Raw genomic sequence first — 9479 nt, forward strand, 5'->3', positions numbered from 1 at the left:
TTACATGAAAAAAGTTGTAGTTTTTAGTCAAATTGATGAAGAAATTTTGTCTCGATTACAACAGGATTATCATGTTGTAGTTCTTAACCCAAAATTGGGTGATATTAATGAACAAATACGACAGCACGTTGTGGATGCTGATGGAATGATTGGTGCAGGACGGTTACTGAATAAAAATAACCTTGCACCTGCCCAAAAACTAAAAATTATTTCATCTGTAACGGTGGGCTATGACAATTATGATCTGGCTTATTTAAATCAAAGAAAAATCTGGTTATCAAATACTCCTCATGTTTTAACGGAAACAACAGCTGATCTTGCTTTTACATTATTACTAAGCGCTGCTAGAAAAGTTCCTTTTCTTGATCATTGGACTAAACAAGGTGAATGGAAAAGAACTGTAGGGCCTCAGCAATTTGGTTTAGATGTTTTTGGAAAAACATTGGGAATTATTGGACTTGGCAATATTGGTGCTGCAATTGCACGTCGTGGTTTTTATGGGTTTAACATGAATATTGTTTACCATAATCGTCGTGAAAAGCCTGAATTAGCTGAACCGTTAAATGCAGAATATCTTGATTTGGATCAATTACTACAGCAGTCTGATTTCGTGGTCATCGCCGTTGATTTAAATAATGAATCGAAAGCCTTAATGGGTAAAGCTCAGTTTGAGCTTATGCAAAAACATGCTATTTTTATTAATATTGCGCGTGGTTCAGTCGTTGATGAGCAAGCTTTAATTGAAGCTTTACAGGAAAATCAGATCTTTGCTGCTGGCTTAGATGTGTATGAAAAAGAACCTTTACAAGATTCAGAACTTTTTAAATTACCCAACGTAGTCACGTTACCTCATGTAGGTTCAGCTACTGCTGAAACCCGTAAAAAAATGGCGAATCTTGCCTATAAAAATTTGGTTGAAGCTTTAGAAGACAAAACACCTAGATATCTGGTAAACCAAAATTTTATATAAGTGATGAATAACACTTCATTGCAAAACTAGTCGATTTCGAGTGATATAGTAAAAGTCTATTGATGGAAAATCCTGTTTTAGGGTTTACATCAGTAGGCTTTTTTTATGGTTTGATTTTAATAGAGAAAAACTTTTGAGATTTTTGCCAGTTATTTTAAGTGCGACTTTTATAGCAAATGCTTCGTATGCACAGTCTTTCGACCCTCAGCCATCTGCGAATCAGGTGGAAATTCCAAATATTGGAAGTGGGATAGGCTTGCTTGATCAACAAAAAGAAAAATTTATTGGCGAAAAAGTTTTCCGTGAAGTTCATAAACAAATGCCGGTTATCCAAGATATCTGGCTCGAAGATCAATTTTTCCAAGTATTTTCAAGTATTTTGAGTGAGACTCAACTGGGTCAACCTATTGGTCTAGTTGTTATTAAAGACCCACAAATTAATGCATTTGCTGTTCCGGGTGGTCTATTTGCGCTTAATACAGGACTTATCGCTTCAGCTCGTAATATTGACGAAATTGCTGGTGTTATGGCCCATGAAGTTGCACACGTATCACAAAGACATTTTAGCCGTTCAGAGGAAGCTTTTAAGGGGCAAACTTTATTAAGTTTAGCTGGGCTTTTGGCAGGCGTGGCCATAGCGGCACAGGGTGGTGGAGATGCAGGAGCGGCAGTGATGTTGGGAACGCAGGCTGCCCTAATGGATAGCCAGTTAACATATAGTCGAAATCAGGAACGTGAAGCAGACCGTATTGGCATGCAATATATGTATGCGGCGGGTTATAACCCTCAAAGTATGGCTGACTATTTTGAAACAATGCATCGTGCGACTAGTCGGGTAAGTTTTTTACCAGATTTCTGGCTGACTCATCCATTGACGACTGAGCGCATGAGTGAAGCTCGACTTCGTGCGAACCAAATGCCTAAAGTTAAAAATCGTATATATGATGTCGATTTTGAAATTTTAAAGTGGTACACAATGGTGGTTTCAAATCAGGCTACTGAAAACCAACTACAGAGTTTAGCTTCACAAAAAAATATTGCTGGTCTTATTGCTTTGGCGGCTTTTTATGTAAAACAAGGTGATTATGCACAGGCGCAATCCACCTTAGATCAAGCAAAAACGAGTGGAAAACCTCTTGTTACGCTATTGCAGACCGATATTTATCTGGGGCAAAACAAGCTGGATCAGGCATATACTTCAATTGCTTCGACACAAATGACTATGCCTGAAAATAGAGCTTTTAGTTATAAATTGGCTGAAGTTTTGCTGCGCCAAGGTAAATTTGCACAAGTGCAAACTCTCGTTCAACGATTTATCAATAAAAACCCAAGAGATATACAAGGCTGGCAATTTTTACAGCAAGCCGCTAATTTGGACAAGGCGGGATCGTTAAGAGCAGTCAACGTTTTACGCTATAGAGCTGAAGCTGAATATTGGTCGGGGAGTGAAGAAAATGCAATTAAATCGATGTTGCATGCTCAACGATTAGCAAAAGACAATCAAGCAATGTCGGCTAGAATAGACAGTAGATTAAAGCAAATGCAAGATGAGCGAAGAATGAAAATTTGAACATAAGTCTTTCAAAATTTCAGATATACAAATATTCGCAAACTAAAAGGAATTTTGGTTTGAAGGAATATAAAATTTAAGAGAAGAAATTAAGCTAATTTAGCTTTAATTTTTGCTGAAACTATAGAAGGATCGGCACGCCCGGCTATGATCGGACGTAGAGAATTCATCACCTTACCCATATCTTTCATGCTAGTTGCTTCTTGAGCAGAAATCGTTTGCTCAATGAGAGAATCAAGCTCTTCCTCAGTCATAGCTTCTGGTAGAAACTGGGATAAAATCTCAGCTTCGGCTTGTTCTTTACTAGCTAAATCATCACGACCAGCACCTTCAAAGGCTTTGATCGATTCTTTACGTTGTTTAATTTGCTTTTCAATGACCGCAAGAACCTGAGCGTCGCCAAGCTCTATGCGTTCATCGACTTCGATTTGCTTAATTGCTGCTTGTAGACTACGCAAAACCGTCACTGTTGCCATATCTTTGGCACGCATAGAAGTTTTTAATGCATCAGTAATTTGGTTTTTTAAAGTAGTCATAATTCAGCAGTCAATCACAAATTAATTAGTAAAGGCGAGTAGTACGTACAGATTCGCGAGCCAATTTCTTTTGGTAGCGTTTAACTGCAGCAGCTTTTTTGCGCTTACGTTCTTGAGTTGGTTTTTCGTAGAATTCGCGTTTACGAACGTCAGCTAAAACACCAGCTTTTTCGCATGAACGTTTGAAACGACGGATAGCTACGTCAACTGGTTCGCCTTCTTTCAACTTAACTTGTGGCATGTAAAATCCTCTAGATTATGGATAAGATCAAGCACACTATTGTGCCGGATCACAAGTGAAGGTCAGTATTTTACTCATTTACAACTCATATCACAAGTCTATAATAGCGATTGCAATATTTTGACTCATATAAAAGGCAGTTTTGATGATTGTTTTAGGCTTGGAAACTTCTTGTGATGAAACAGGGTTGGCACTTTATGATAGCGAACTCGGCTTGCGGGGACAGGTTCTTTATAGCCAGATTAAACTTCATGCCGAATATGGTGGAGTAGTACCTGAACTTGCTTCTCGTGACCACGTTCGTAAATTAATTCCTTTAATGAATCAATTGCTTGTCCAAAGCGGAATAAAAAAGCAAGAGATTGATGCGATTGCTTATACGCGTGGTCCAGGCTTAATGGGAGCCTTAATGACAGGGGCTTTATTTGGAAGAACTTTAGCTTTTTCTTTAAATAAACCTGCAATTGGCGTCCACCATATGGAGGGGCACATGTTGGCACCTCTACTCTCAAGTCAACCACCCGAATTTCCATTTGTTGCTTTATTAGTTTCAGGTGGGCATACACAATTAATGGCAGCCCACGGTATTGGTCAATATGAGCTTTTAGGTGAATCTATTGATGATGCAGCTGGAGAAGCTTTTGATAAAGTTGCAAAAATGATGAGTTTGCCATACCCAGGCGGTCCCAATATTGCAAAATTAGCTTTAAGTGGTAATCCGTCAGCATTTGAATTTCCGCGACCTATGCTTCACCAAGGTTTAGATTTTTCTTTTAGTGGTTTGAAAACAGCGGTTTCTGTGCAATTGAAAAAATTGAATGGTGAAAACCGAGACGCGGATATTGCAGCTTCATTCCAAGAAGCAATTGTAGATACCTTGGTAAAAAAATCAGTAAAAGCTCTAAAGCAAACTGGACTGAAACGTTTAGTTATCGCAGGTGGCGTAAGCGCAAATTTACGATTACGTGAACAGTTGGAAACTTCATTGGGTAAAATTAAGGCACAAGTTTACTATGCTGAACCTGCCTTATGTACTGATAATGGTGCAATGATTGCTTTTGCTGGTTATCAACGGTTAAAAGCAGGCCAACATGATGGTTTGGCTGTAACCACGACACCACGTTGGCCAATGACGGAACTCACTATTCCTGAGTAAAAGTATTCCTATTTAAAAGCTTCTTGGTTTTCGATATCAATGTATTCGATATAACCACGGCCTTGAACTTCATTGCCGAAGTAATTACCAGTAAATTTATAGCCACTAGCATAACCACGCCCATGACCATAGCGGAATGGGCAGTCAATTTCTGCCTGAATATTCAAAATAATTTGTTTATTCTCATTTCGAGCAATCCACGAAAAGTATTTTGGAAGTCGCATTTTTTCTCCAGTCGGTGAGATGTAGTCATCGACTTGATGAGAAATAACGTCAAAGCTAACATCTGTATAAATTTCAGCTGGCTGATCAAGATATCTAATATGCAGGGTATAAGCTACCGTCTGTCCCGCAATATCTGCTTTAGTAAGAAGAAGTTGAGTAGTGTCGTTTAAATTAATAATTTGATAAGTAAAAAAATCAAGTGGCAGTTTGTGGGTTTCAGAAAGAAGTTTGTTGATGAAACCATGTAGTCCAGCTGCTCGAGCATATTCGTAAGTGCAAAGTCCCTCACTTTCAATACGTTCTGCTTGATAACTTAAAAAGCCTTTAAATTTTGCCAATAAACTAAAATGATCATAAATCGGTGTTTTTATAAACCAAGAAACATGCGAGGTGATCTCAATATCAAAGTCGAAATCAAGTCCCTCATAATGTCCATTAATATGAATTTTTGGGAATTTTCCTTGAATTGAAATTTCTTCACCTAGTTCGATTAAGCTTCCGTCTTTATTAATTTGTGTCTCTTTGGGAATGATATAAGCCTTAAGCAAAGCTTTTTCTACTGCGGCGGTACTTGAAAAGAAAGTAGCTGTGTTTCGAGGATTTCCATGAATTATGTCATCATGATCAAATGCAAGAGCACCGGGTGTGCCTAATAAAATCATAATATTTAAATAGCGATGCGGCTCAGGTAAAAGTGGAAAAAAGATGCCGTAATGAGTCCAGCTATAATATTTTTCATCAACTCGGGGCTGGATAATATGAGACTGAGAAAAAGGAAGCGTTGAGTGTTTTTCTGCTTTATCTATAACACTTTGCGCGAGCAATAAGCTTTGACCTAAAACTTTGCTGCCTATAGAAATTTTGGGCAATTTTTTTTTCATATATAAACCTAAATCAGGATAGGACTATCTTTGTTTTAGGTTATGAAAAACAACTGTCAAAACTAAGCGGTTTTCAGGCCAAAGCTAAGGCTTTGCGGGACATTTTGTTTAATTGTTAGACAGCTCTTTTAAACCATTTAAACCAATCCAGTGCTTAGAAAATTGATAAGCAGCACGTCCTGAACGTTGACCACGCATTTGACACCAACGTAAACTTTCAGCACGAACTTCGTCATTAAAAGCCATGTTTGCTTTATGAATATAATGTTCTACGATTTCTAAATATAAACTCTGGTCCATTGGATAAAAAGATAGCCATAAACCAAAACGATCTGATAAAGAGATCTTTTCTTCAATCGCTTCTTGTGGGTGTAATTCAGTGTACTGTGGAACGTCGACTCTAGTTACAGGTGTATTCTCATGCATGAATTCTGGCAATAAATGGCGACGGTTACTGGTTGCATAAATAATAAAATTACTTGAACCAGACTGTAAGGAACCATCCAATACACTTTTTAAACTACGGTAATTTTCATCTTCAGCATTAAAAGCTAAGTCATCACAATACACGATGTATTTTTCAGGTCGGTTTTGAATAAGTTTCTGAACTTTAGGTAAGTCTGCCAAGTCATCACGCTCAATTTCAATTAAACGTAATCCTTGAGGAGCATACTCAGTCAATAAAGCACGAACAATTGATGACTTTCCTGTACCACGCGAGCCAGTTAAAAGTACATCATTTGCAGGTAGGCCATTTAAAAATTGCAAAGTATTTTGAATGATTTTTTCTTTTTGGCGTTCAATGCCTTTTAAGTCATCCAGATAAATATTTTTTGGTGTATAGATGGCTTTAAGTTGCTGATTTTCCCATCTAAAAGCAGGTGCATTAAAATCTGTTTCTTGTTTAGCTTCAGGTAAGACCTGCTGTAACTGATTTAATACGAGTGATAATGTTTGAACTAAATTATCTGGTAAATCAATGGTAGCCATGGTAAGTCAATCATGTTAAACAGTAATTTACTAGGATACTAACACCGAAATTAACAGGCTGACAAAAAAGTTGTTGTCTCTACAGTTTATCGGTTTTGCAATTGATTGAAATCTTCAGACCGCGCATAGTGTTGTGGTGTCTATTCAGTAAAATCATCTGTGAAGATGAGGACGAAATATGTTTGAAAAAATACGCAGTGATATGAATCCGCATCAGGCTTACCGTATCAAAAAATTACAACGTCAATTAGACATGGCTGAATCTTATGAAGAATGGAAGTCTTTTGCATTACAACTAGATGAAGAAACAGGTGTGCAAGAGTGGAAATTTGACAATAGTTCGCCTTACTTCGATGCAGAGCTTATTTCTTATAGATACACTTTACTGAAAAGATATCGTCAGCAACATCGAACGCTCGATCTTATTTATTTACTCAAGGAAGGTCTAACCTACGATATTGCAAATATTGGTCACCCTATGCTGTTTGCTGCAACGCATGTGGGAACAAAAAAATTAATTGAAGATTATATTGAAGAAGTTAGTCAAAGCTTGGCTTTTATTGCTTCAAGTGAATGTATTACTTTCCAAAGAAAAGAAAAAATTGAGTTTTTTGAAAATTGTGAAAAAGCATATGGACAACCAGCTCTTATGTTCTCAGGTGGAGCAACTTTAGGCCTTTTTCACACTGGGGTCTGTAAAGCTTTAATTGAACAAGATTTAATGCCTAAAGTGCTCTCTGGCTCAAGTGCTGGGGCAATTATGACGGGCATGCTCGGAACTTCTGCCAGTGAAGATGTTCAAAATCTATTAAATGGAGAGCAATTTTTTAGCGATGCTTTTCACTTTAGAAAACTTCGTGAACTCATTAAAGGAAATGGTGGCATTGCCGATGTACACTACTTGAAAAAATTCCTTGTTGAAAATCTGGGTGATCTCACGTTTGAAGAAGCTTTTAAAAAATCAGGTTTAAACATTAATGTGGCGGTTGCGCCGTATGATGCAACAGAAAACCCGCGTATCATGAATGCCATTATGACGCCTAATGTTTTAGTGTGGAGTGCTGTGTTGGCGTCATGTGCTGTACCTGTGTTATTTCCACCCGTACGTTTAACCAGCAAGCGTTATGACGGTGAACACACGCCTTATATGGCAAATACAAAATGGGTGGATGGCAGTGTAAGAAATGATTTTCCGCAAGAAAGAATGGCGCGGCTTTATAATTTAAATTACACCATCGCCAGTCAGGTGAACCCACATATTGTTCCATTCATGCAAAATGATGCAGACCGCTTTCGTAAAGACGTTTTAAGCTGGCCTGAACGGATTTTAAGACGCCAAGGTAAAGTGCTATCCATGGGGCTTATGGATTTTACACGTCAAAGACTTGGTTCTATTTCTCCAATTAGACGGTTACTCGATCATGGCTATGGTGTAATGGGGCAGCGTTATTATGGCGATGTGAATATCATTGCTAAATATGGCTTGAGTCACTATACCTATACTTTGCAAAACCCACGTCCACATTTGTTTAAACGGTTACAACGAGAAGGGGAACGCGCTACTTGGCCAAAAATTTCTTCGATTGAGACCCATGCTCGTATTGGTAAGACAATTCAGCATTGTCTAGAAGTTTTGCGTTTTGAAGAAAAGCAACAACAACCAGAGTCTTACTATGCTGAAGCATAATTTTGCTTCGCATATAGAGAATTTAAAAAGTGTGACAAAACCTGCGAGTGCCGCTTTAGGGCGGTATCTATGGTCATGCAGCATAGATAACAAAGACTATTGGTTAAAATATCATTTACCTGAAACAGATGTCCAAAGTGAGCAGGATTTCATTCACGAACAATTGTTTTACGAAGAAATTAATCATAAGAGACCTGCGTGGCTTTTACCCCATAACTTAATCGAAGTTGATGCCATTCCTCAGATAAACCATTCTTTAGGTAAGGTTTTAATTTTACCTGATACTGATTTGTGGTTTGGTTCGTTGTCTCATGAAACTGATTTGACTGAGGTATATCATACGATTTGGTTCGCGTTAGATAAGCTCGCAGAACTACATAGATTCGGTTGGATTCATGGGGATATTAAAAAAGAGCATTTTCGAAAGTTTGAGCAAAATCCTTATTTGATTGATTTTGAGAAAGTTCGACTTATATCAAGCTCAGATTCAAGAATGGATGCTACACCACGCTATATGGCTCCAGAGCTGTTTAGAGGCGTGTCTAAGGGTATACAAAGCGATTTATACGCATTTGGTGTTGTTCTATATGAATGGTTAACTCAAACTCGCTTAGAAGCAGGGAGTTACTATGATTGGGCAATATTGCATTGCCAAAATTTAACCATTCGATTGCCCAAACAATTTATGATTTTTTATCCATTACTTTCGGGTTTATTGCAAAAACAACAAAAAAATAGGTTTGCAAACGTGTTTGAAGCGATGAATTGTTTAAAAGCACATTCAAACTTATAAAAATCATTGATCTAGTATCTGTATACAATTTACACGGTCAGTTTTTTTTAGAAAAAAAACACTTGTCACTGTTAGATCTTATCGCTAATATACACAGCCATCGGGGGCGTGGCGAAATTGGTAGACGCACTGGATTTAGGTTCCAGCGCCGCAAGGTGTAAGAGTTCGAGTCTCTTCGCCCCCACCACTTTAAGTTAAACTTAAAGTTTAATGTAGATGTTAAATCATCTATGTTTTGGAAGAGGATTGGTGTAATGGTAGCATGACGGTCTCCAAAACCGTTCGTCAAGGTTCGAGTCCTTGATCCTCTGCCAATGATTTAAAATGAAGCTCCTCTTTAGGAGTTTTTTTATTACCTGAACTTTTTAAAGCTCAAATTATTTCATCTCTTTGTTTATATTTTATTCTGTTATTTGATAAGTTATCACCA

The 9479-nt window shown here is 37.7% G+C and carries 9 protein-coding genes and 2 tRNA genes; 7 read left to right on the forward strand and 4 right to left on the reverse strand.

What is annotated here, in order from left to right; translation table 11 throughout:
• The first annotated feature begins 4 nt into the window (after nucleotides 1-4).
• Together NL42_RS09655 and NL42_RS09660 are read left to right on the forward strand one after the other, a co-directional pair.
• Entirely contained in the window at nucleotides 5-970 is a 966-nt protein-coding gene (locus NL42_RS09655) for a 2-hydroxyacid dehydrogenase (protein WP_461312585.1), read from the forward strand.
• A gap of 142 nt (nucleotides 971-1112) precedes the next feature.
• Nucleotides 1113-2540, forward strand: coding sequence for a M48 family metalloprotease (locus tag NL42_RS09660; protein WP_461312586.1), 1428 nt, complete (start codon nucleotides 1113-1115; stop codon nucleotides 2538-2540).
• An 89-nt stretch (nucleotides 2541-2629) separates the two neighbouring features.
• On the opposite strand, the gene NL42_RS09665 is transcribed toward NL42_RS09660, so the two are convergent.
• Nucleotides 2630-3076, reverse strand: a complete 447-nt coding sequence (locus NL42_RS09665; RefSeq protein ID WP_003650763.1) for a GatB/YqeY domain-containing protein — start codon at nucleotides 3074-3076, stop codon at nucleotides 2630-2632.
• 25 nt (nucleotides 3077-3101) lie between these two features.
• On the reverse strand, nucleotides 3102-3317 hold the full coding sequence (rpsU, locus tag NL42_RS09670) for a 30S ribosomal protein S21 (RefSeq protein ID WP_001136722.1): 216 nt from the start codon (nucleotides 3315-3317) through the stop codon (nucleotides 3102-3104).
• 145 nt (nucleotides 3318-3462) lie between these two features.
• Here rpsU and tsaD point away from each other — a divergent pair, with 145 nt between their 5' ends.
• Entirely contained in the window at nucleotides 3463-4473 is a 1011-nt protein-coding gene (gene tsaD, locus NL42_RS09675; RefSeq protein ID WP_461312587.1) for a tRNA (adenosine(37)-N6)-threonylcarbamoyltransferase complex transferase subunit TsaD, read from the forward strand.
• Between the two features lie 8 nt (nucleotides 4474-4481).
• On the opposite strand, the gene NL42_RS09680 is transcribed toward tsaD, so the two are convergent.
• Nucleotides 4482-5579 (reverse strand): DUF6670 family protein, encoded by a 1098-nt coding sequence (locus NL42_RS09680; RefSeq protein WP_461312588.1) that lies wholly within the window; start codon nucleotides 5577-5579, stop codon nucleotides 4482-4484.
• 108 nt (nucleotides 5580-5687) lie between these two features.
• Complete coding sequence (locus NL42_RS09685) at nucleotides 5688-6569, reverse strand: ATP-binding protein (protein ID WP_446089995.1); 882 nt, start codon at nucleotides 6567-6569, stop codon at nucleotides 5688-5690.
• A 178-nt stretch (nucleotides 6570-6747) separates the two neighbouring features.
• On the opposite strand from NL42_RS09685, the gene NL42_RS09690 reads away from it, so the two are divergent.
• From NL42_RS09690 to NL42_RS09705, 4 genes are all read left to right on the forward strand, one after another.
• Nucleotides 6748-8256, forward strand: coding sequence for a DUF3336 domain-containing protein (locus NL42_RS09690; protein WP_016137595.1), 1509 nt, complete (start codon nucleotides 6748-6750; stop codon nucleotides 8254-8256).
• Nucleotides 8243-9049 carry a protein kinase domain-containing protein gene (locus NL42_RS09695; protein ID WP_461312589.1) on the forward strand — a complete coding sequence of 269 codons (807 nt, stop codon included), beginning with the start codon at nucleotides 8243-8245 and terminating at the stop codon, nucleotides 9047-9049. The genes NL42_RS09690 and NL42_RS09695 overlap by 14 nt, the downstream gene beginning before the upstream one ends.
• 102 nt (nucleotides 9050-9151) lie before the next feature.
• Nucleotides 9152-9236, forward strand: a tRNA-Leu gene (locus NL42_RS09700).
• A gap of 53 nt (nucleotides 9237-9289) precedes the next feature.
• Nucleotides 9290-9363, forward strand: a tRNA-Trp gene (locus tag NL42_RS09705).
• Nucleotides 9364-9479: the final 116 nt, after the last annotated feature.

The sequence above is a fragment of the Acinetobacter sp. GN11 genome, assembly GCF_054823985.1.